This window comes from Streptomyces sp. NPDC088746, assembly GCF_044751065.1.
GTDB lineage: Bacteria > Actinomycetota > Actinomycetes > Streptomycetales > Streptomycetaceae > Streptomyces.
Genome location: NZ_JBIVLA010000006.1, coordinates 224,065 through 244,612, shown reverse-complemented (window position 1 = coordinate 244,612; position 20,548 = coordinate 224,065). Strand labels below are relative to the sequence as shown.

The window sequence follows — 20,548 nt, the reverse complement described above, 5'->3', positions numbered from 1 at the left end:
TGGGGATACGGAGACCTACCGTGGTCCGGGATGTCTCAACTCCCCTGTCCGCGTCCGGATCCGCCCCCCGGTTCCGGCTCGCCACCGGGGTCGGGCCCCGGCTCGGTGAGCTGTGCGTCCAGGTCGTCGAAGAGGAGCTCACCGCGTTCGATCTGTCCCGTCCGGTACGCCGACCTGGCCACCAGGTGGGCGGCCACCGGGCCCGTCATCAGCTGGAAGAAGCCGATGAGGGCGAGCGTCGCCAGGTCCATCCCGCTGCGCAGCCTCAGCGCCACCCCGGCCAGCACCAGCAGCAGCCCGAGGGTCTGTGGCTTGGTCGCCGCGTGGCTGCGCGAGAGGACGTCGGGCAGCTTGAGCATGCCGACGACGCCGAGGAGACAGATCGCCGCGCCGAGGAAGACGAGTACCGCGCCGGCCGTGTCCGTGATCTGGAGCCAGACGTTCACCGCTGCCCCTCCTTCCCGTCGGCCTTCCGGCGCGACAGCGGCTTGTCGCGTACGGCGATGAAGCGGGCGATGCCCACCGAGCCGGTGAAGCCGAGGAACGCGAGCACCAGCATGACCGGGAAGTAGAACGGGTCCCGGGCGAAGGCGGACTTGGCGCCCAGCCCCGCGATGATCACCGCGGCGAAGACGTCCAGCCCGATGGCCCGGTCGAGCATGGAGGGCCCGCGGCTGATCCGGAAGAGCAGCAGCGCGCCCGCCACGACGACGAACACGACGGCGGCGGTGATCAGCACGCGGTCTACGGTCTCGGGGCCGCTCACGGTCCCTCCTCTCCGCGGTCGGACCCGGCGACCGGTGGTGGTGGGCCGGAGACCCGGGCGATCTCGTCGGAGGTGCCGAACGCCCGGACGGTCAGTTCTTCCAGCTTCCAGACGGATCGCCGCGCCGCCTCCAGCTCCTCCGGTCTGTCCGCGTCCAGCACGTGCATGAAGAGCGTGGCGGTGGCCCTGCGCACCTCCACGACGGAGCCGCCCGGCACGTTGGACACGGAGACGGCCGTCGCGGCGAGCATCAGGTCGCTGCGGCACCGCAGCGGTACGCCGATGACGGCGGGCCGGTGCGGGCGCCCGGCGAAGATCTGCCGGGTGACCTTCACGCCCGAGGTGTACATGTCGTAGAGCAGATAGCCGACGAGCCGGAGGATGCCCCAGGGGTGCAGCCGCAGCCCCAGATCGACCTGTGGCAGCGGGAAGGCCAGGCAGACGGCCACGGCGACGACCACGCCGGTGACGACGTTGGCCCAGGTAAGGGTGGACCACAGCATGACCCAGATCAGGGTGAGCCAGGCGATCAGCGGAAGGTCGAGCACGCGGCGCCGGCGGCCGGCGAACTCGACGCTGTACGGCGGGAGATCGGGGTTGTGGTACGACAGGGTGATCAGGCGTTTCACCGGCCGAGCACCTCCTCCACATAGGGACGGCGCGCGATGAGTTCGGCTGCCGAACGGTCGGTGAACGCCGCCAGCGGGCCGGCCAGCACGGTGAAGGCGAGGCCGAGCAGGACGGCTCCCGCGGTGGCCGCCGTCATGGCCCTGGGCGGGCGGATCGTGGTGGTCACAGCCCTCCCCTGGAGGGTCGCGGCCAGGGCCTGGCCGGCCGGCGGGGGCCCCACCCCCTCGTCGCCCGTGCCGGGGATGCGGTCGGGCCCGGTGTCGGTGTCCTCGTCGTCGCTGTCGTCGGCGGTCTCCAGGACGGTGCCGTAGGCGGCCTGGCCCGGTGGCTCGGTACGCCAGAAGGCCAGGTTCCAGATCTTGGCCATCACGTACAGGGTGAGCAGGCTCGTCACGGTCGCGCCCGCGACGAGGATCCAGGCCCAGACGCCGCCGTCCGAGACCCCGGCCCGCATGAGTCCGAGTTTGCCGATGAAGCCGGAGAAGGGCGGGATCCCGGCGAAGTTCATCGCGGGGACGAAGAAGAGGACCGCGAGCAGCGGAGCCGATCTGGCCAGTCCGCCGAGCCGGGTGAGCTCGTTGGTCCCGCCCCGGCGTTCGATGAGTCCCGCCACGAGGAAGAGAGTGGTCTGGACGGTGATGTGGTGGGCGACGTAGAAGATCGCTCCGCCGTACGCCTCGCGGGTGGCCAGGCCGATGCCGAAGACCATGTACCCGATGTGGCTGATGAGGGTGAAGGAGAACAGCCGCTTCAGGTCGGTCTGTGCGACCGCCCCGAGAATCCCCACGAGCATCGAGACGAGGGCGACGGCCATGATCAGGTCGCCGAGCCGGTTGCCGGGGAAGAGCAGGGTCTCGGCCCGCAGCATGCAGTAGATGCCGACCTTCGTCAGCAGGCCCGCGAAGACGGCGGTCACGGGCGCGGGTGCCGTCGGATAGGAGTCGGGGAGCCAGGCGGCGAGGGGGAAGACGGCGGCCTTGATGGCGAAGACGGTGAGCAGCATGGCCTGGATCAGGGTCTGCACACCGAGGGGGAGTTCGGGCAGCCGCACCGCCAGTTGGGCCAGGTTGGCCGTGCCGGCGGCGGCGTAGGTCATGGCGATCGCCGTGAGGAACAGCATCGAGGAGAACAGGGAGATGATCACGTAGGTGGAGCCGGCCCGGATCCGGGGGCCGGTGCCGCCGAGCGTGAGCAGGACGAAGCTGGCGACCAGCATGATCTCGAAGCCGACGTAGAGGTTGACGAGGTCGCCCGCGATGAAGGTGAGGGAGACCCCGGAGACCAGGATGAGGTAGGCGGGGTGGAAGACGGCGACGGGCGTCTCCTTGTCCCGGTCCGCCATGCCCTGGCCGAGCGAGTAGACCAGGACGGAGAGGGTGACCGCCGAGGAGACGGTCAGCATCAGCCCGGAGAGCCGGTCGGCGACGAGCGTGATGCCGAGCGGCGGCGCGAAGTCGCCGAGGTGGACGGAGAGGGGCCCCTGGCGGTCGGCGGCGATCATCAGTGCCACCGAGAGACCGAGGACGGCGGTGAGGACGGCCACGCTGATGAAGCGCTGGAAGCGCGCGAGCCTGGTGCCGAAGGCGAGACTCACCCCGGTGGCGCAGAGCGGCAGCAGGACGGGCAGCGGGACGAGCGCGTTCATCCGGCGGCTCCTCGGTTGTCGTCCTTGTCCTTCACGTAATCCTCCGGATCGGCTCCCAGCACGTCGTGCCACAGGTCTCCGCCGGCATCCCGGCCCCGGGCCTGGAGGGCGCGGTCCGCGCGGAGCCTGGCCCGCAGACGGCGGTGTTCCTCGCGGTAGCGCGCACGCTCCTGCCGGGTGGGGCGCGGCCCCGCCCGGTACTCCTCACGGAGTTCGGCCCGCTCCCCCAGCACCTCGGCGCGCAGGAAGATGCGCCGGTCCTCCAGGTCGTCATGGACCTCGTCGGTGCCGGTCAGCTGGTAGCTGCGGTAGGCCATGGCGAGCAGGAAGGCCGTGGTGGCGAGCGTGATGACGATGGCGGTGAGGGCGATGGCCTGGGGCAGCGGGTCGGTGATCCGCTGCAGCGGCACGCCGTAGAGCAGCGGCGCCGCGCCCGCCGAGCCGGTCGATGCGAGGACCAGCAGGTTGATGCCGTTGCCCGTGATCACCGCGCCGAGCAGGACGCGGGTGAGCGGGCGGGTGAGCATGAGGATGCCGCCGACCGCGCAGAGCACGACGGCGGTGGCGAGGAGCGAGGCGCTCATGGTCATCGCTTCGGCTCCCCCGTCCCGGTCTCCGGCGCGGTGGTCAGCGCGCCTGCCGCCCGTTCGATCTGGCGGTCGACCTTGGCGCCCAGCGCCCGCACGATGTCCAGGACCACACCGAGCACCAGCAGGTAGACACCGAAGTCGAAGAGGACCGATGTGCTCAGGTGGTAGTCGCCGAAGAGCGGCAGATGCCCGTGGTAGGTCCAGGCGTGCAGCACCGTCCCCTCCGCGAGGCCGCCCAGGGCGACTCCGGTGGACACGAACAGTCCGAGTCCGGTGAAGAGTCCGGGCTGCAACGGCGCGGCCTCAGCCAGTTCGAACCTGCCGCCCGCCAGATAGCGGGTGATGAGGGCGAGGCCGGCCACGAGTCCGGCGACGAAGCCGCCGCCCGGCATGTTCTCCGCGCAGAACAGCAGATAGAGGGAGAGCACCAGAATGGGATGGAAGAGCAGCCGGGCCACCACCTCGAAGACGACGGAACGGTGCTCGGGCGCGAGGGTCGATCCGGCGGCCAGCCAGCTGCGTTCGGGCGCCGTGTCGTCGCCCTGCGGCAGTCCGGTCAGCCGTCGGCCCGACAGCGACCAGGCGGTCTCCCCCCGCAACTCCTCCCTCTGTATGGGGGCTTCGCCGCGGCGGTGCAGGTAGATGAGGCTCGTCACCCCGATCGCCGCGGCCGCGAGGACGGCGGACTCCCCCATCGTGTCCCAGGCGCGCAGGTCGACCAGGATGGTGGCCACCACGTCCTTGAGCCCGTGATGGGCGACCTCCTCGACCATCGCCGAGCCGGCCGGCTCGGCGACCCGGGCGGCTCCCGCCACCCAGACGGCCACGCCGACCGTGGCCGCCGCGGCCAGCGCCACGGGGATCCGCACGGCACGCCGCCATGTGCCGATCGACTCCTCGAAACGCACCGGCATCCGGCGCAGCACCAGCACGAACACGATCATGGACACGGTCTCTACGCAGAACTGGGTGAGTGCCAGGTCGGGCGCGCCCTGCACGACGAAGAGCAACGCCGCCCCGTAGCCGGTCAGTCCCGCCAGGACCACGGCCTTCATCCGGCGGCTGACGGTCAGACAGGACAGGGCCGCGGCGCAGGTGAGCACGGCCACCGCCCCCTGGAGAGGGGTGTCCCACACCCGGGGGGCGACCGCCCCTTCCCAGGGCTGGTCCGCGACCAGGACCGCCAGCTGGCCGAAGAGCATCACCATCAGCGTGATGGCCAGGTAGCCGGAGAGGGAGCCGCGCTGGACGAAGCCGGTGACCTGGAGGGCGACCCGTTCCAGGCCGAGCAGGAGGTGCCCGAAGACGCTGTCGGCGGTGGGCCAGGCGACGCGCCGCGAGACCCTGGTGACCGTCGCGCGTCCCGCGAAGAGCACGGCTCCGCCCGCCCAGGTCAGGGCGGACAGCAGCAGGACCGTCCCGAAGCCGTGCCAGAGCGCGAGGTGGTAGGGGTGCGCGGGGGCGGGGAAGACGTCGGCGTACGCGGCGAACAGACGGTCCGTCCATCCGACGCCGGGGCCGAGCACCAGCCCGGCGACGGCGAGCACGGCCGGCGGAGCCAGGAGGCCGGCGCCGGCGCGGTGGGTGGGGGTGTCGGGGACGCCCGGCTTACGGGCGAACGCCCCCCAGACGAAGCGCAGGGTGTAGGCGACGGTCAGCACCGAGCCCACGACGGTGACGGCCAGCACCCAGCGGTCGGCGGTGTCGCCGTGCAGCAACGCGTCGAAGGCGGCCTCCTTGGCCGCGAATCCGAGGAGGGGCGGCGCGGCCGCCATGGAGGCGGCGGCGAGGACCGCGACCCCGCAGACGTACGGCATGGTGCGGGCGAGGCCGGAGAGTCTGCGCAGGTCACGGGTGCCCGCCGCGTGGTCCACGATGCCGGTGACGAGGAACAGCGCGGCCTTGAACAGGGCGTGCCCCAGGATCATCGCGACGGCCGCGAGCGCCGCGTTCCGGTTCCCCGCCCCGGCGAGCACCGTGAGGAAGCCGAGCTGGCTGACGGTGCCGTAGGCGAGGACGAGCTTCAGGTCGTGCAGACGCAGGGCGCGCCAGCCTCCGAGGAGCATCGTCGCTCCCCCCAGCACCAGCACGATCGGCCGCCAGACGGGGACGTCGGCGAAGGCGGGTGCGAGCCGTGCCACCAGGTAGACGCCGGCCTTCACCATGGCCGCGGCGTGCAGGTAGGCGCTGACGGGGGTCGGCGCGGCCATGGCGTTCGGCAGCCAGAGACTGAACGGCCAGATCGCCGACTTGGACAGGGCCCCGCACAGCACGAGGACGACGGCCACGGACACGGCGAGGGTCGGCTCCGGGGGCTCGGCGACGATCGCGGAGATCCGGTAGGTGCCCGCGGCCTCGCCGAGGATCAGGAAGCCGACCAGCATCGCCAGGCCGCCCAGTGTGGTGACCGTCAGGGCCTGGAGGGCGGAGCGGCGGTTCTGTTTGCGCCGGCTGCTGTGACCGATCAGCAGGTACGAGAAGACCGTGGTCAGTTCCCAGAACACGTAGAGCGAGATCAGGTCGTCCGCGAGGACGAGGGCGAGCATGGCACCGGCGAAGGCCAGCAGGTTCCCCGCGAAGGACGCCAGTTGGGGTGAGTCGTCGGTGAAGTAGTACGCGCAGTACAGCAGGACGAGCATGCCCACCCCGGCAGCGAGCAGCACCATCAGCTCGGCGAGCGCGTCCAGGCGCAGGGCGATGGACACGTCGTAGGTGCCGATCCACTCCCATGACCAGGTGACCGCCCGGCCCGCTTCCGTGCCGCTCCACTCGGTGGCCGCCCACACCGTGGTGGCCGCAGGGGGCAGCGCGAGCACGACGAAGGCGTATCGGCCGAGCCACCGCACGAGCGGCGCCGAGCACGCCGCCAGCGCGAAATGGCAGAGGATGAGTGCGATCACGACAGGCGGTCCGGAACAAAGAGCACCGAATACAGATATATCCCCCGGCCCGGTTCACCCGTCCGGCGCGCCGCGCGACGGCCCGCCCGCTGGTTACGGTCGGCGGCTGTGGTCGGTACTCGTCCCGCTGTGGTCACAGGACCGCGTCTGCCCTGTCCGCCCGCGGTCACACGGTATGACGTGGGACCTTTCCGGCGCGGCCGCACCGGCGCCCCTCCCGTTCCGGAGCACCCGGTCGGCGTTCAGCGGCAGATGACGGGGCTCGTCGGGCACTTCGCCGGGCATGCCCCGGACGCCTCCGGCGACGTGCGGGCGGCGGGGCGGGTCGTCACGGACCGTGAGGCCTTCACCGTCGGGGGACCTGTTCACTGTGCACGGGGGCGGTCCGCCGGTCATCGCCGTCGCCTCCTGGTCCGCCGGAGAACGTATACGTACACCTTCAGCCTCACTCCGGCACACGCATGTCGCTACCCGGGCCTCACCGGCATTCCCGACGCTTCGGCGGGCAAACACCGCACCACGGTGGGCATTCGGTCCGCCCTGTGCCTGGATCCGCGTGCCCCGCGGCCGGTGGCGGCGACCTCAGGGAGGGGGCCTTCGGCCGCGACGTGCCCCCGCCCCCCTTCCTGTCTGGGAATCCGGGATGGCAAAGGCCCTGCGTGTACCGGTACATGGCGGTGGCATCGGCGGACCGACCCCCGTCCGGCCGGTCGCACCGCCCCCGCGCGCGTGCCACGTCAGTCCAGCACCGCGATGCCGTCGAGCTCGACCATGGCCTGCTCGTCCCAGAGCCGGGCCGTGCCGATGACGGCCATGGCCGGGTACTCGCGTCCTGCCAGCCTCCGCCAGATCTCGCCGAGTTCCGGGGCGTGGGCGCGGTAGTCGGCCACATCGGTGGCGTAGACGGTGACCCTCGCCAGGGCGGTCGGGGCGCCGCCCGCCGCACGCAGGGCGGTGAGCAGATTGCCCAGGGCCGTCTCGAACTGCTCGGGCAGAGTGGCGCCGACGATCTTTCCCTCACCGTCCAGCGCGGTCTGGCCGGCCAGGAAGACCAGCCGGCCGCCGGCCGCCGTGACGGCGTGCGAGAAGCCGGTGGGCGGGGCCAGTTCGGCGGGGTTGATCCGGGTGATCGGATTCATGCGGACGTCTCCTGTGTCGCGTACAGCTCCTTGGCGATGATGGTGCGCTGTACCTCGGTGGCCCCCTCGTAGATCCGGGGCGCGCGGACCTCCCGGTAGAGGTGTTCGAGCAGATGGCCCCGGCGCAGGGCGCGGGCGCCGTGCAGCTGGACGGCCGCGTCGACGACGTACTGCGCGGTCTCGGTGGCGTACAGCTTGGCCATGGCGGCGCGCCGGGGCACGCCCGGCTCGCCCGCGTCGTGGGCGGCCGCCGCCGCGTACACCAGGAGGCGGGCGGCCTCGGTGCGGGTGGCCATCTCGGCGACCTGGTGCGAGACCGCCTGGAGGTCCTTGAGCGGCGCGCCGAAGGCGGTGCGGTGCGCCGTGTGCTCCAGCGTGGCGTCGAGTGCGGCGCGTGCCATGCCGACGGCGAACGCGCCGACGCTGGGCCGGAAGAGGTTCAGGGTGTCCATGGCGACACGGAACCCCCGGCCCGGTTCACCGAGCACGTCGCCGGCGGTCACGGGTACGCCGTCGAAGTCCAGCGCTCCGATGGGGTGCGGCGAGAGCATCTCCAGAGGCGTCCCGGTGAGCCCGGGGCGGTCGGCGGGGACGAGGAACGCGGTGACACCGCGGGCTCCGGCGCCCTCGCCCGTCCGGGCGAAGACGGTGTAGAAGTCGGCCTCGGGCGCGTTGGAGATCCAGCACTTCTCGCCGGTGAGCCGCCAGCCGTCCCCGCCGGGGTCCGGCCGTGCGGCGAGGGCGAGCGCCGCCGCGTCGGATCCGGCGCCCGGCTCACTGAGCGCGAAGGCGGCGACAGCGCGTCCCGCGCGCACCTCGGGGAGCCAGCGCGCGCGCTGGGCCTCGGTCCCCGCGAGGCGGACCGGGCCGGCTCCGAGGCCCTGGAGCGCGAGTGCGGTCTCGGCCTCGGTGCAGCCGCGCGCCAGCGATTCGCGCAGCAGGCAGAGATCGAGCGCTCCCGAGCCGAGGAGCCGGTCCAGGAGCCCCAGTCCGCCGAGGGCGGCGACGAGCGGGCGGTTGACATGGCCGGGCTCGCCCTTCTCCGCGAGGGGGCGCAGCTCGTCGCGGGCGAGGGTGTACAGCTCGTCGCACCAGGCGGTTCGACCGGGATCGAGGGAGAATGCCGTCATACCGGCGCCTCTCTTGTCACGACTTATCGCGGACCGTTGACTACCGTCACTCAAACGATACGCTCCAAGGGCGACCAGGGTCTTTCGTTTGGGTCAGGCTGGATCAGGGAGCGATGCTTCATGAAGCCGTCAGGTACCGCGAGCGCGCACACCGACACCTTCGCGCGCGACCATCTCCCACCCGCCGAGGACTGGCCCGAGCTGGTCTTCGACCTCCCCGAACTGGCCTACCCGGCCCGGCTGAACTGCGGGTACGAGCTGCTCGACCGCACCCTCGGCCGCTTCGGCCCCGACCGCCCGGCCTTCCGGAGCGCCGACGGCGGTGTCTGGAGCTACGGGGAGCTGCGGGACCGGGTGGACCGCATCGCCCTGGTGCTGACGCACGATCTGGGCGTCGTGCCCGGCAACCGCGTGCTGCTGCGCGGCCCCACCACGCCCTGGCTCGCGGCCTGCTGGCTCGCCGTGATGAAGGCCGGCGCGGTCGCGGTGACGGTGCTGGCGCAGCAGCGGGCGTCGGAGCTCGCCACCATCTGCTCCCTCGCCCGCGTCGGCCACGCGCTCTGCGACATCAGGTCCGTCGACGACCTGGCCGCCGCCGAGGTGCCCGGCCTGCACGTCACGACGTACGGGGGCGGCTCCCCCGACGACCTGACGGTGCTCGCGGCCGCCCGGCCGGGGCCGTGCCCGGCGGTGGACACCGCGGCCGACGACATCGCGCTCATCGCCTTCACCTCCGGCACCACCGGGCGGCCCAAGGGCTGCATGCACGCCCACCGTGACGTGCTGGCCGTCGCCGACACCTTCGCCCGCCACGTCCTGCGGCCGGGCCCCGACGACGTGTTCACGGGCAGCCCGCCGCTCGGCTTCACCTTCGGGCTCGGCGGGCTGGTCATCTTCCCGCTGCGGGCCGGCGCCTCCGCGCTGCTGCTGGAGCAGGCCGGGCCCAAGCAGCTGCTGCCCGCGCTCGCCGCGCACCGTGTCTCCGTCCTCTTCACCGCGCCGACCGCGTACCGCGTGATGCTCGACGCGCTCGACGGACACGACCTGTCCGCGCTGCGCCGCTGCGTCTCGGCCGGGGAGAACCTCCCCGCCGCGACCTGGCGGTCGTGGTACGAGCGGACGGGGCTGCGCATCATCAACGGCATCGGGGCCACCGAGCTGCTGCACATCTTCATCTCCGCCGCCGACGACGACATCAGGCCCGGCACCACCGGTGTCCCCGTGCCCGGCTGGGAGGCACGTGTGGTGGACGACGACGGCGAGGAGCTGCCCGACGGCGAACCGGGCCTGCTGGCCGTGCGCGGCCCGGTCGGCTGCCGGTACCTCGCCGACGAGCGCCAGCGGGTGTACGTACGCCACGGCTGGAACATCACCGGCGACACCTACGTCCGCGAGCCCGACGGCTACTTCCGCTATGTCGCGCGCGCCGACGACATGATCATCTCCGCCGGGTACAACATCGCCGGCCCGGAGGTCGAGGAGGCCCTCCTGCGCCACCCCGACGTGGCCGAGGCCGCGGTGGTGGGCCGGGACGACGACCTGCGCGGGCAGATCGTGGCCGCGTACGTCGTGCCGCGCGAGGGTGCCCTGCTGTCGGCCGACGACCTGCGGGCGCACATGAAGGCCGAGCTGGCGCCGCACAAGTGCCCGCGCGCCGTCGAGTTCCTGCCCGCGCTCCCGAGGACCGCGACGGGCAAGCTCCAGCGCTTCCTGCTGCGCGGCACCGCTCTAGAGTGATCACGTGGCCGAGCACACTCCCCGTTCCCTGATCGTCAGCCTCTACGGCGCGTACGGCCGTCGCCCCGGCAACGCGCCGCTGGCGGTGTCCGAGCTGATCCGGCTGCTGCACGCGGTCGGGGTCGACGCCCCGTCCGTGCGCTCGTCCGTGTCCCGCCTCAAGCGCCGGGGGCTGCTCGCCCCCGCCCGCACGGCCGACGGGGCGGCCGGGTACGCCCTGTCGTCCGACGCCCGCCAGCTGCTGGACGACGGCGACCGGCGGATCTACCGGCCTCCGGCACCCCTGCCCGGCGACGGCTGGGTGCTCGCCGTCTTCTCCGTACCCGAGGCCGAACGCCACAAGCGCCACCTGCTGCGCTCCCGCCTCGGCCGGCTCGGCTTCGGCACGGCGGCACCCGGGGTGTGGATCGCGCCCGCCGGACTCCACGAGGAAACCCGGCACACGCTGGAGCGCCTCGAACTCGCCCCGTACGTCGATCTGTTCCGCGGGGAGCACCTCGGATTCGCCGCCACGAGGGAGGCGGTGGCGCGCTGGTGGGACCTGGACGCGATCGCCCGGCTCCACCTGGACTTCCTGGAACAGCAGGAGCCGGTGCTGCGGTCCTGGGAGGCACGGGCCGGCGGAGAAGTCCCTGATCCGGAGGAGGCCTACCGGGACTACCTCCGCGCGCTGGACTCCTGGCGGCACCTGCCGTACGCGGACCCGGGACTGCCCGGGGAGCTGCTGCCGAAGGACTGGCCGGGCGGGCGCTCGGCGGAGGTGTTCGGGCTGCTGCACGCCCGGCTGCGGGACGCGGGCGCCCGGTTCGTCCGGGAGGGCCCTGAACCGCCCGCGAAATCGGGATGACCCGAGGACGGGGGACCCGCCAGGATGAGGCAATGCCCTGGACCTTCACCGATGATGTGGACGCCTTCCTGGCCGCGGCCGGAGCGTCCCTGGCCGCCCGGCCCGCCGAGAACACCCTGCTGCTGACCGTCACCGCCACCTTGCGGAAGGACGGCCCGTTCGCGTTCGGCACCGAGCCGCCCGTACTGGGGTGGTGGCGCGGGGCGGACGGGGAGGTGGCCGGGGCGCTGGTACGCACACCGCCCTACCTGCCGCTCCTGGGCACCGCGTCTCCCGAGGCGGTCGCGGCCCTGGCCGACGCGCTGCCGCTCCCCGGTGTCAACGCCGACCGCGACACCGCCCGGGTCCTGGCCGCCCGGTGGCCGCGTCACCGCGTCGACGAGGAGCACCGGCTGTACCGGCTGGGCACCTTGGTGTCGCCCTCCCCCGCGCCCGCGGGCCGGCCCAGGGCCGCCACGGCCGCCGACCGGGCGCTGCTGGTCGGCTGGTTCCGCGCCTTCGGCGAGGAGACCGGCCAGCCGGGCGACCGGGCCGGGCGGAGCGTGGACGAGCGCACGGCGCACGGCCTGCTGACGGTCTGGGAGGCGCACGGGGAGCCGGTGTCGATGGCGGGCCGCTCGCACAGGATCGCGGACATGGTGCGGGTGGCGGCCGTCTACACACCGCCGGAGCACCGGGGCCGGGGTTATGCCGCCGCGGCGACGGCGGAGGTCAGCCGGGTGGCACAGGAGGAGGGAGCAGGGGAGGTGCTGCTTTTCACGGACCTCGGGAATCCGACGAGCAACGGCGTGTACCGGCGCATCGGTTACGAGGCCGTCGGCGACCGTCTGCTGATCACCGCGGAGCCGGAATGACGGCCGGGGCCGGGGAGATACCGGCCGGCCAGGCATGGCTGATCGCCGCGAACGTCGTGCGGTGGAGGAGGTACGGCGAGGGCGGCCAGGAGTTGCGGCCCGGGACCAAGTCCTACCGGGGCGGCTCCAAGGTGTACGTGATCGAGACCTACGCGGGCTCGGGCCACGAGCAGCTGACCACGATCGGGCGCGGCCGCCACACCGGCACGTACATCACGATCGACATGTCGACCCGCAATCTGCACACCTTCCGGGCCGTGCAGGTCCACAGCCCGACCGTGCTGCGGCTGTGCGAGGAGGCCGGGGTGGGCGGCTGGTGGACGACCCGTCAGGACGCCGAGGAGGTCGCGGCCCTGCTCGGCCGGCTGTCCGTCGAATACCGCACCACGCACTGGGCCATGCCCCATCCCGACCCGTGCCGCTGTCATGAGTGCCTGACGCTCAGTCAAGCGTGAGCCGGGGCCTGGGAGCGTCGGTGCGGCCCGTGGGCGGGGTGCGGCTGCCCGCGCGGTACGGGAGCGGCCAGGAGGCGCCCGGTCCCGCGTAGCCCTGCTCGGCCGCCGCGTGCAGCGTCCAGTGCGGGTCGTACAGATGGGGGCGGGCCAGGGCGCAGAGGTCGGCCCGGCCGGCGAGCAGCAGCGAGTTGACGTCGTCCCAGGAGGAGATGGCGCCGACGGCGACGACGGGCACATCCAGGGCGTTGCGGATCCGGTCGGCATACGGGGTCTGGTAGGAGCGGCCGTACTCGGGACGTTCGTCGGGGACGACCTGGCCGGTGGAGACGTCGATGGCGTCCGCGCCGTGGGCCGCGAAGGCGCGGGCGGCCGCCACGGCGTCCTCGTCGCTCGTGCCGCCCTGCGCCCAGTCCGTGGCGGAGATCCGTACGGTCATGGGCCGGTCCTCGGGCCAGACGGCGCGGACCGCGTCGAAAACCTCCAGGGGGAAGCGGAGCCGGTTCTCCAGGGTCCCGCCGTACGCGTCGGTGCGCAGGTTGGTGAGCGGGGAGAGGAAGCCGGAGAGCAGATAGCCGTGGGCGCAGTGCAGTTCGAGGAGGTCGAAGCCGCAGCGGGCGGCGCGCCGGGCGGCGGCGGTGAACCGGTCCCTGACCGCGTCCATCCCGGCCCGGTCGAGCTCCCGCGGGATCTGGTTGACGCCCTGCGCGTACGGAAGGGGCGAGGCGGCGCTGACCAACCAGTTGCCTTCGTCCAGCGGCTGGTCGATACCCTCCCACATCAGCCGGGTGGAGCCCTTGCGGCCGGAATGGCCCAGCTGGACTCCGATCGCGGCGCCGGGGCCGGAGCCGTGCACGAAGCGCGTGATCCTCGTCCAGGCCTCGGCCTGTTCATCGGTCCAGAGGCCGGTGCAGCCGGGGGTGATGCGGCCCTCGGGGCTCACGCAGACCATCTCGGTCATGACGAGACCGGCGCCGCCGAGCGCGCGGGCGCCGAGGTGGACGAGGTGGAAGTCCCCGGGCAGCCCGTCGGCGGCGGAGTACATGTCCATGGGTGAGACGACGACACGGTTGCGGAGTTCGAGGCCGCGCAGGCGCAGCGGGGTGAACATCGGCGGCGTGCCGGGCGGGCAGCCGAACTCCTCCTCGACCGCCTCCGTGAAGGCGGGGTCGCGCAGCCGCAGGTTGTCGTGGGTGACGCGGCGGCTGCGGGTGAGGAGGTTGAAGGCGAAGCGCCGGGGCGGCTGGTCCACGTACTGCGGGAGTTCCTCGAACCAGCGCAGGCTGGCCGCGGCGGCGCGCTGGGTGGACAGGACGACGGGGCGGCGCTCGGCCTCGTACGCGGCCAGGGCGGTGGGCAGGTCGGGCTGTTCCCCGACGCAGGCGGCCAGGGCGAGGGCGTCCTCGACGGCGAGCTTGGTGCCGGAGCCGATGGAGAAGTGGGCGGTGTGGGCGGCGTCGCCGAGCAGGACCGTGTTGCCGTGCGACCAGTGCGCGTTGGTGACGGTGGCGAAGGTGAGCCAGGAGGACTTGTTGGAGCGCAGCGGCCGGCCGCCGAGGGCCTCGGCGAAGACCTTGGCGCAGTGCTCGGCGGACCGGGCGGTGTCGCAGGTGTCGAGGCCCGCGGCCCGCCAGACCTCTTCGCGCATCTCGATGATGACGGTGGAGGCACCGGCCGAAAAGGGGTAGGCGTGCAGTTGCATCACGCCGTACTCGGTCTCGGCGATCTCGAAGCGGAAGGCGTCGAGGGCGAAGTCGGCGGCGAGCCAGATGTAACGGTTGCGGTGGTGGGTGACGGTGGGGCGGAAGTGACGGGCGTGGGCCTCGCGGGTGGCGCTGTGCACCCCGTCGGCCGCGATGACCAGGTCGTGGCGGGCCGCGAGCTCGGCGGCGGGCGGCGCCTCGGTCCGGAAGCGGAGCCGTACCCCGAGGGACGCGCAGCGCTCGTGCAGGATCCGCAGGAGCGTACGGCGGCCGAGCGCGGCGAAGCCGTGGCCGCCCGAGGTCAGGGTGGCGCCCCGGTGCACGACGTCGATGGTGTCCCAGCGGACGAACGCGTCGCTGAGTGCCCGGTACACGACGGGGTCGGCGTGCTCGATGCCGCCGAGCGTCTCGTCGGAGAGGACCACGCCGAAGCCGAAGGTGTCGTCGGGGGCGTTGCGCTCCCACACGGTGATCTCGCGGCCGGGGTCCAGCCGCTTCAGGAGGGCGGCGGCGTAGAGCCCGCCGGGCCCGCCGCCGATGACCGCGATGCGCCCCGTGCCGGAGGAGGGCATCGCGCTACCTGCCCCGCCACTTCGGCGGACGCTTCTCGGTGAAGGCGGCGTGGAACTCGGCGTAGTCCTCGCCGTTCATCAGGAGGGCCTGGGTGGCGGCGTCCATCTCCACGGAGGCGGCGAGCGGCATGTCGAGCTCGGCGGTGAGCAGCGCCTTCGTCTGGGCGAGGGCAAGGGCCGGCCCGTCGGCGAGCCGCCTGGCCAGGGCCGCGGCGCGGGCGTCGGCCTCCCCTTCGCCGGTCAGCTCGCTGATCAGCCCGATGCGCTCGGCCTCGGGGGCGCGGACGGGTTCGCCGAGCATGAGGATCCGGGTGGCGTGGCCGAGGCCGACGACACGGGGCAGGAGGTAGGCGGCGCCCATGTCACCGCCGGACAGGCCGACGGCGGTGAAGAGGAAGGCGAAGCGCGCGGACGGGGCGGCCACCCGGAAGTCGGCCGCCAGGGCGAGGACCGCTCCGGCTCCGGCGGCCACTCCATGGACGGCGGCGACGACGGGAAAGGGGCACTCGCGGAGGGCGCGTACGACCTGTCCGGTCATCCGGTTGAAGTCCAGGAGCTGCGCGGTGTCCATGGCCAGCGTGGCGCCGATGATCTCGTCGACGTCACCGCCCGAGCAGAACCCCCGGCCCTCTCCGGCGAGCACGAGGGCCCGCACGGAGCGTTCGCGGGAGAGCTCGGCGAGCAGGTCGCGCAGGTCGGCGTAGGCGCCGAAGGTGAGCGCGTTGAGCTTCTCGGGACGGGCGAGCGTCACGGTCGCCACACCGTCGTCCGTGGTGAGACGCAGATGCTTCCAGCGCTCCGTGCGCGGGGCGGAGCCGGTGAACGGGCTCATGGAAGGTTCCCCTCCAGCCGTCGGGCCGATGCTGATGCGCTTCGAAGCTATCACCCATCTGTGACTTCCGTCATGAGTACGCGATAGCGGGCACTGTGGCGAAGGTCCCCTTTGTCACAGTCGACTGCCTCTATGTCTGCGGCGTCGCGCTTCGTATGGTTGAGCGCAGGAAGTCCAGGTACGGACCCCGTACCCTCCGGTGACGGAGGACGCCGCCCCGGACGCAGTCGCCCCGGAACGAAGCTCCCCCGCCGGATGTCCCGCTCCCGAACGGAAATGCCCGCCTTGCCGCCCGACGTCCCCGCGCCCCCGCCCTCATCCTGGCGAATCGCCCTGCCGCACTCGACGGCCGCGGTGCCGATCGCCCGCGCCCTCATCCGTACGGCGCTGGCGGACCTCGAGGCGCCCGCGGACAGCGACACCGCCGAGCTGCTGACCGCGGAACTGGTCGCCAACGCCGTGGAGCACACCGACGGCGCGGGCCCCATCGAGCTGGTGGTCGAGCTCATGGCGTCCGGCTGCCAGGTGGAGGTCCACGACCACGACCCGGGGCCGCCCGGCGACCTCTCCCGCCTGCTGCCCGGCTCCGCACCGGACCCGTGGCAGGAGCACGGCCGGGGGCTGCTCCTGATCCGCGCCCTCAGCTCGGCCTGCGGTCACCGCCCCACCGAGCAGGGCAAGGCGGTGTGGTTCACCCTGCCGCCGGGTCCGACCCCGCCGGCTCCCCGGGCTCCCCGGGACTGACGAGCCGGGAACGGCTGCGGCCGTATCCCGCGTACACCAGGGCTCCCACGGCGAGGAAGACCACGAACTGCACCCAGGTCGTCCAGCCCGTTCCGTACATCAGGTACACGCAGAAGCCGACGCCCAGGACCGGGCTGACGGGGTAGAGCGGCACCCGGAAGGAACGCTTCAGTTCCGGGTTGCGGCGGCGCAGCGCGATGACGGCGATGTTGACCACCGCCATGGTGGCGAGCGTGCCGATGGTCGTCAGGTTCACGACGACGTCCAGGGAGGAGAACGCGGCGGGGACCGCGAAGACGACGGCCACGATCCAGGTGTTGGCGACCGGCGTGCGGGTCTTGGGCGACACCCGCTCGAAGACCCGGGGGATCAGCCCGTCGCGGGACATCGACATCAGGATGCGGGTCTGGCCGTACATCACCGCGAGGACGACGGACGCGATGGCGACGACCGCGCCGAAAGCGATGATCCCACCGCCGACGCTCGATTCGGTGACCTTGTCCACGACCAGCGAGAGCGCGGCCGGCTTGTCGGAGACGGCGTCCGCACCCAGCGCGCCGATGGCGCCGAGGGCGACCGCGCAGTAGAGCAGCGTGACCAGGCCGATGCAGATCATGATCGCGATCGGGATGTTCCGGCGGGGGTTCTTGACCTCTTCACCGGCGGTGGTGATGGCGTCGAAGCCGATGTACGAGAAGAACGCCACCGAGGCGCCGGCGGTGATCCCGGCCATACCGTGCGAGGCGAACGGCGAGAGATGTCCGTCCTGGAACGCGGTGAAGGCGATCGCGCAGAACGCGATGAGGATGCCGATCTTCAGCACCGCCATCGCCGCCGTGGCACCCGCGCTCTCCCGGATGCCGCGCACGAGCAGGGTGGCCGCCATCATGACCACGACGACCGCCGGCAGGTTGATCACGCCGCCGTCGCCGGGTCCGGAGGAGAGCGCCTCGGGGAGGTTCCAGCCGATGAGGCTGTCCAGCAGCTCGTTGACGTACTGGCTCCACCCGACCGCCACGGCGGAGACGGAGACGCCGTACTCCAGCAGCAGGCACCAGCCGACGAGGAACGCGACCCGCTCCCCGAGTGTGGCGTAGGCGAAGGAGTAGGAGCTGCCGGAGACCGGGATGGCGCCGCCGAGCTCGGCGAAGGAGAAGGCGGTGAAGATGCAGGTCACGGCGGCGAGGACGAACGAGACCACCACGGCGGGGCCCGCCTCGGCGACGCTGTCGGACAGCCCGACGAAGATCCCGGTGCCGACGATCGCACCGACACCGAAACAGACGAGCTGGAACAGCCCCATGGTGCGCCGCAGGCCGTGCCCTTCCAGGTCGGCTCCGGACTCGGCGAGCAGCAGTTCGGGACTCTTGACGCGGGCCCCTGTCCTGCGCGGGGGGCTCTGCGGGGTGGAGGAAGCGGGACTCATGGGGGGACGGGGTCTCTTCTCTGGCGGTGCGGGGGAATGAGCCTGTGGGGAGGCTCGCGCCTGGGCACGCGCCCCTGCCGGGGCACATGAAAAGGGGTTCGGACGTGCGAGCCCGAACCCCACCAAGTAGCACCATCGTAGCCACTTGCACGCATGTTCACCCAATCGGGTGCATGTTCATGCGGTGTGCGCGCCACCTGCCAGCGTCGCGACGAGGACCGCCTTGATCGTGTGCATCCGGTTCTCGGCCTCGTCGAAGACGACCGAGTGCGAGGACTCGAAGACCTCGTCGGTGACCTCCAGCTCCGACAGGCCGTGCCGCTCGTGGATCTCCCTGGCCACCTTCGTACCGAGGTCGTGGTAGGCGGGGAGGCAGTGCATGAACTTCACGCCGTCGTTGCCCGTGGCGCGCAGGACGTCCATGGTCACCGCGTACGGCGAGAGGGCCGCGATGCGCTCGTCCCAGACCTCCTTGGGCTCACCCATGGAGACCCAGACGTCGGTGACGACGAAGTCGGCGCCCAGGACGCCCTCGGCCACGTCCTCGGTGAGGGTGATGCGCGCACCGCTGGACTCCGCGAGCTCGTTGGCCCGGTCCACGATCTCCGGCGCCGGCCAGTAGGCGGCCGGGGCGACGATCCGGACGTCCATGCCGAGCAGGGCCCCGGTGATCAGGTAGGAGTTGCCCATGTTGAACCGGGCGTCACCCAGGTAGGCGAAGGCGATCTCCTCCAGGGGCTTCGCGCTGTGCTCGGTCATCGTGAGGACGTCGGCGAGCATCTGGGTGGGGTGCCAGTCGTCGGTGAGCCCGTTGAAGACCGGCACACCGCCGTACGCCGCCAGCTCCTCGACGGCCTGCTGGCTGTCGCCGCGGTACTCGATGCCGTCGAACATCCGGCCGAGCACCCGGGCGGTGTCCTTGACCGACTCCTTGTGCCCCATCTGGGAGCCGGAGGGGTCGAGGTACGTCGTGGACGCGCCCTGGTCGGCGGCCGCCACCTCGAAGGCGCAGCGGGTGCGGGTCGAGGTCTTCTCGAAGATCAGCGCGATGTTTTTGCCACGCAGCCGCTGCACCTCGCCGCCCGCCTTCTTGGCGGCCTTGAGCTCGGCGGACAGGGCGATCAGGCCGCGGAACTCCTCGGCCGTGAAGTCCAGCTCCTTGAGGAAATGGCGGCCTGTGAGGTCTATGGCCATGGTCACTGCTCCTGGGTCGGGCTGAGGGCATGCGGAAAGGTGCCCTGGAAGTCTATACGAGACACCGTATTGCTATACAGGGCGTGGGGTGCCTCCCCGCGCTCCGCGCTCCGGCCCCGCCTCACACGGGGTCGCGCACCACGGGGCAGCTCATGCAGCGCGGGCCGCCCCTGCCCCGTCCCAGCTCGCTGCCCCGGATCTCGATGACCTCGATGCCTTCCTTGCGCAGATACGTGTTGGTGGTGGCGTTGCGCTCGTACGCGACGACGACCCCGGGCTCCACGGCCAGCACGTTGCAGCCGTCGTCCCACTGCTCCCGCTCGGCGGCGTGCACGTCCTGGGTGGCGGTGAGCACCCGGATCCTGTCGAGGCCGAGCGCGGCGGCGATGGCACGGTGCATGTGCTCCGGCGGATGGTCGGTGACCTTCAGCTCACGTGGACCGGCGCCGGGCTCGATCGTGTAGGAGCGCAGCATGCCGAGTCCGGCGTACTTGGTGAACGTGTCGCCGTCTACCATCGTCATCACCGTGTCCAGGTGCATGAACGCCCGCCGCTTGGGCATGTCGAGCGCCACGATCGTCCTGGCCGACCCGGCGTCGAAGAGCCCTCGGGCCAGCATCTCCACGGCCTGGGGTGTGGTGCGTTCACTCATCCCGATCAGGACGGCACCCCGGCCGATGACCAGGACGTCACCGCCCTCGATGGTGGACGGATAGTCGTCCTGGCCCTGCGACCAGTGGTGGAAGACGCCTGCGTCGGGGCCGGTGAAGAGGGGGTGGTGCCGGTAGATCGCCTCGAAGTGCACGGTCTCGCGCTGTCGCGCCGGCCAGCGCATCGCGTTGATGGACACACCGTCGTAGATCCAGGCGGAGGTGTCGCGGGTGAAGATGTGGTTGGGCAGGGGGCTGAGCAGGAAGTCGTCCAGATCCATGACGTGGAAGCGGACCGAGGTCGGTTCGCTGTGCCGTTCCAGGAACTCCCGCTTCGTCATCCCGCCGACCAGGGCCTCGGCCAGCTCCCCTGCGGGCAGCTCCTCGAAGGCGGCGCGCAGATGCTCGGTCGCGAGCGGGCCGTACTCCTTCTCCGCGAAGACCCGGTCCAGGACGAGCCTCCTCGCCACCGGGATGCCGAGGGACTCCCGGAGCAGCTCGCCGAAGAGGTGCACCTCCACGCCCCGGTCGCGCAGCACATCGGCGAAGCCGTCGTGCTCCTCCCTGGCGCGGCGCACCCACAGCACGTCGTCGAACAGGAGCGCGTCCTTGTTGCTGGGGGTGAGCCGCTTCAGCTCCAGATCGGGGCGGTGCAGGATGACGCGGCGCAGCCGCCCGGCCTCGGAATCGACATGGAATCCCATGTCCTCATCCTCACCGCGCGGGGCGCCGTTCAC

The 20,548-nt window shown here is 72.1% G+C and carries 18 protein-coding genes; 5 read left to right on the top strand and 13 right to left on the bottom strand.

The genetic code is table 11. From position 1 onward, the window contains the following. Positions 1 to 35 precede the first annotated feature (35 nt). From mnhG to ACIP63_RS26185, 8 genes are all read right to left on the bottom strand, one after another. Positions 36 to 446, bottom strand: a complete 411-nt coding sequence (gene mnhG / locus ACIP63_RS26220) for a monovalent cation/H(+) antiporter subunit G (RefSeq protein WP_401520098.1) — start codon at positions 444 to 446, stop codon at positions 36 to 38. Next, entirely contained in the window at positions 443 to 766 is a 324-nt protein-coding gene (locus tag ACIP63_RS26215) for a monovalent cation/H+ antiporter complex subunit F (protein ID WP_401520095.1), read from the bottom strand. The genes mnhG and ACIP63_RS26215 overlap by 4 nt, the downstream gene beginning before the upstream one ends. Next, positions 763 to 1,395, bottom strand: a complete 633-nt coding sequence (locus tag ACIP63_RS26210; RefSeq protein WP_401520092.1) for a Na+/H+ antiporter subunit E — start codon at positions 1,393 to 1,395, stop codon at positions 763 to 765. The genes ACIP63_RS26215 and ACIP63_RS26210 overlap by 4 nt, the downstream gene beginning before the upstream one ends. Next, positions 1,392 to 3,041 (bottom strand): Na+/H+ antiporter subunit D, encoded by a 1,650-nt coding sequence (locus ACIP63_RS26205; protein ID WP_401520089.1) that lies wholly within the window; start codon positions 3,039 to 3,041, stop codon positions 1,392 to 1,394. The genes ACIP63_RS26210 and ACIP63_RS26205 overlap by 4 nt, the downstream gene beginning before the upstream one ends. Further along, positions 3,038 to 3,631 (bottom strand): Na(+)/H(+) antiporter subunit C, encoded by a 594-nt coding sequence (locus ACIP63_RS26200; protein WP_401520086.1) that lies wholly within the window; start codon positions 3,629 to 3,631, stop codon positions 3,038 to 3,040. The genes ACIP63_RS26205 and ACIP63_RS26200 overlap by 4 nt, the downstream gene beginning before the upstream one ends. Then, on the bottom strand, positions 3,628 to 6,531 hold the full coding sequence (locus ACIP63_RS26195; protein WP_401520084.1) for a Na+/H+ antiporter subunit A: 2,904 nt from the start codon (positions 6,529 to 6,531) through the stop codon (positions 3,628 to 3,630). Before ACIP63_RS26195 ends, ACIP63_RS26200 begins: the two co-directional genes overlap by 4 nt. 737 nt (positions 6,532 to 7,268) lie before the next feature. Further along, complete coding sequence (locus ACIP63_RS26190) at positions 7,269 to 7,670, bottom strand: RidA family protein (protein WP_401520082.1); 402 nt, start codon at positions 7,668 to 7,670, stop codon at positions 7,269 to 7,271. Beyond that, positions 7,667 to 8,800, bottom strand: coding sequence for an acyl-CoA dehydrogenase family protein (locus tag ACIP63_RS26185; RefSeq protein WP_401520079.1), 1,134 nt, complete (start codon positions 8,798 to 8,800; stop codon positions 7,667 to 7,669). The genes ACIP63_RS26190 and ACIP63_RS26185 overlap by 4 nt, the downstream gene beginning before the upstream one ends. 120 nt (positions 8,801 to 8,920) lie before the next feature. On the opposite strand from ACIP63_RS26185, the gene ACIP63_RS26180 reads away from it, so the two are divergent. From ACIP63_RS26180 to ACIP63_RS26165, 4 genes are read left to right on the top strand one after another with little or no spacing between them, the layout of a single operon-like run. Further along, positions 8,921 to 10,537 carry an AMP-binding protein gene (locus tag ACIP63_RS26180; protein ID WP_401520076.1) on the top strand — a complete coding sequence of 539 codons (1,617 nt, stop codon included), beginning with the start codon at positions 8,921 to 8,923 and terminating at the stop codon, positions 10,535 to 10,537. 4 nt (positions 10,538 to 10,541) lie between these two features. Further along, complete coding sequence (locus ACIP63_RS26175; protein WP_401520073.1) at positions 10,542 to 11,384, top strand: PaaX family transcriptional regulator C-terminal domain-containing protein; 843 nt, start codon at positions 10,542 to 10,544, stop codon at positions 11,382 to 11,384. A gap of 32 nt (positions 11,385 to 11,416) precedes the next feature. Next, positions 11,417 to 12,238, top strand: a complete 822-nt coding sequence (locus tag ACIP63_RS26170; protein WP_401520071.1) for a GNAT family N-acetyltransferase — start codon at positions 11,417 to 11,419, stop codon at positions 12,236 to 12,238. Continuing rightward, on the top strand, positions 12,235 to 12,693 hold the full coding sequence (locus tag ACIP63_RS26165) for a hypothetical protein (RefSeq protein ID WP_401520068.1): 459 nt from the start codon (positions 12,235 to 12,237) through the stop codon (positions 12,691 to 12,693). The genes ACIP63_RS26170 and ACIP63_RS26165 overlap by 4 nt, the downstream gene beginning before the upstream one ends. On the opposite strand, the gene ACIP63_RS26160 is transcribed toward ACIP63_RS26165, so the two are convergent. Both ACIP63_RS26160 and ACIP63_RS26155 read right to left on the bottom strand, forming a co-directional pair. Beyond that, the gene (locus tag ACIP63_RS26160) at positions 12,680 to 14,965 is read right to left on the bottom strand and encodes a bifunctional salicylyl-CoA 5-hydroxylase/oxidoreductase (RefSeq protein ID WP_401520065.1); all 2,286 of its coding nucleotides are present in this window, start codon (positions 14,963 to 14,965) and stop codon (positions 12,680 to 12,682) included. The two genes, ACIP63_RS26165 and ACIP63_RS26160, sit on opposite strands and share 14 nt — an antisense overlap. 4 nt (positions 14,966 to 14,969) lie before the next feature. Next, positions 14,970 to 15,797: an enoyl-CoA hydratase family protein gene (locus ACIP63_RS26155; protein ID WP_401520062.1), complete on the bottom strand. Its 828-nt coding sequence runs from the start codon at positions 15,795 to 15,797 to the stop codon at positions 14,970 to 14,972. 285 nt (positions 15,798 to 16,082) lie between these two features. Between ACIP63_RS26155 and ACIP63_RS26150 the strand changes: the two genes are divergently transcribed. Next, positions 16,083 to 16,541 carry an ATP-binding protein gene (locus ACIP63_RS26150; RefSeq protein WP_401520722.1) on the top strand — a complete coding sequence of 153 codons (459 nt, stop codon included), beginning with the start codon at positions 16,083 to 16,085 and terminating at the stop codon, positions 16,539 to 16,541. Here the strand turns inward: ACIP63_RS26150 and ACIP63_RS26145 are convergent. From ACIP63_RS26145 to ACIP63_RS26135, 3 genes are all read right to left on the bottom strand, one after another. After that, on the bottom strand, positions 16,489 to 17,967 hold the full coding sequence (locus tag ACIP63_RS26145) for an amino acid permease (RefSeq protein ID WP_401520059.1): 1,479 nt from the start codon (positions 17,965 to 17,967) through the stop codon (positions 16,489 to 16,491). The two genes, ACIP63_RS26150 and ACIP63_RS26145, sit on opposite strands and share 53 nt — an antisense overlap. 177 nt (positions 17,968 to 18,144) lie before the next feature. After that, on the bottom strand, positions 18,145 to 19,161 hold the full coding sequence (gene argF, locus ACIP63_RS26140; protein WP_401520056.1) for an ornithine carbamoyltransferase: 1,017 nt from the start codon (positions 19,159 to 19,161) through the stop codon (positions 18,145 to 18,147). A gap of 121 nt (positions 19,162 to 19,282) precedes the next feature. After that, positions 19,283 to 20,515, bottom strand: coding sequence for an arginine deiminase (locus ACIP63_RS26135; RefSeq protein ID WP_401520054.1), 1,233 nt, complete (start codon positions 20,513 to 20,515; stop codon positions 19,283 to 19,285). Positions 20,516 to 20,548 lie beyond the last annotated feature (33 nt).

Excerpts from the sequence above, each read along its gene's own strand:
- ACIP63_RS26185 (WP_401520079.1), bottom strand. The coding sequence starts at position 8,800 with ATGACGGCATTCTCCCTCGATCCCGGTCGAACCGCCTGGTGCGACGAG.
- ACIP63_RS26180 (WP_401520076.1), top strand. The coding sequence starts at position 8,921 with ATGAAGCCGTCAGGTACCGCGAGCGCGCACACCGACACCTTCGCGCGC.
- ACIP63_RS26170 (WP_401520071.1), top strand. The coding sequence starts at position 11,417 with ATGCCCTGGACCTTCACCGATGATGTGGACGCCTTCCTGGCCGCGGCC.
- ACIP63_RS26160 (WP_401520065.1), bottom strand. The coding sequence starts at position 14,965 with ATGCCCTCCTCCGGCACGGGGCGCATCGCGGTCATCGGCGGCGGGCCC.
- ACIP63_RS26205 (WP_401520089.1), bottom strand. The coding sequence starts at position 3,041 with ATGAACGCGCTCGTCCCGCTGCCCGTCCTGCTGCCGCTCTGCGCCACC.
- ACIP63_RS26200 (WP_401520086.1), bottom strand. The coding sequence starts at position 3,631 with ATGACCATGAGCGCCTCGCTCCTCGCCACCGCCGTCGTGCTCTGCGCG.
- ACIP63_RS26135 (WP_401520054.1), bottom strand. The coding sequence starts at position 20,515 with ATGGGATTCCATGTCGATTCCGAGGCCGGGCGGCTGCGCCGCGTCATC.
- ACIP63_RS26145 (WP_401520059.1), bottom strand. The coding sequence starts at position 17,967 with ATGAGTCCCGCTTCCTCCACCCCGCAGAGCCCCCCGCGCAGGACAGGG.
- ACIP63_RS26155 (WP_401520062.1), bottom strand. The coding sequence starts at position 15,797 with ATGAGCCCGTTCACCGGCTCCGCCCCGCGCACGGAGCGCTGGAAGCAT.
- argF (WP_401520056.1), bottom strand. The coding sequence starts at position 19,161 with ATGGCCATAGACCTCACAGGCCGCCATTTCCTCAAGGAGCTGGACTTC.
- ACIP63_RS26165 (WP_401520068.1), top strand. The coding sequence starts at position 12,235 with ATGACGGCCGGGGCCGGGGAGATACCGGCCGGCCAGGCATGGCTGATC.
- ACIP63_RS26190 (WP_401520082.1), bottom strand. The coding sequence starts at position 7,670 with ATGAATCCGATCACCCGGATCAACCCCGCCGAACTGGCCCCGCCCACC.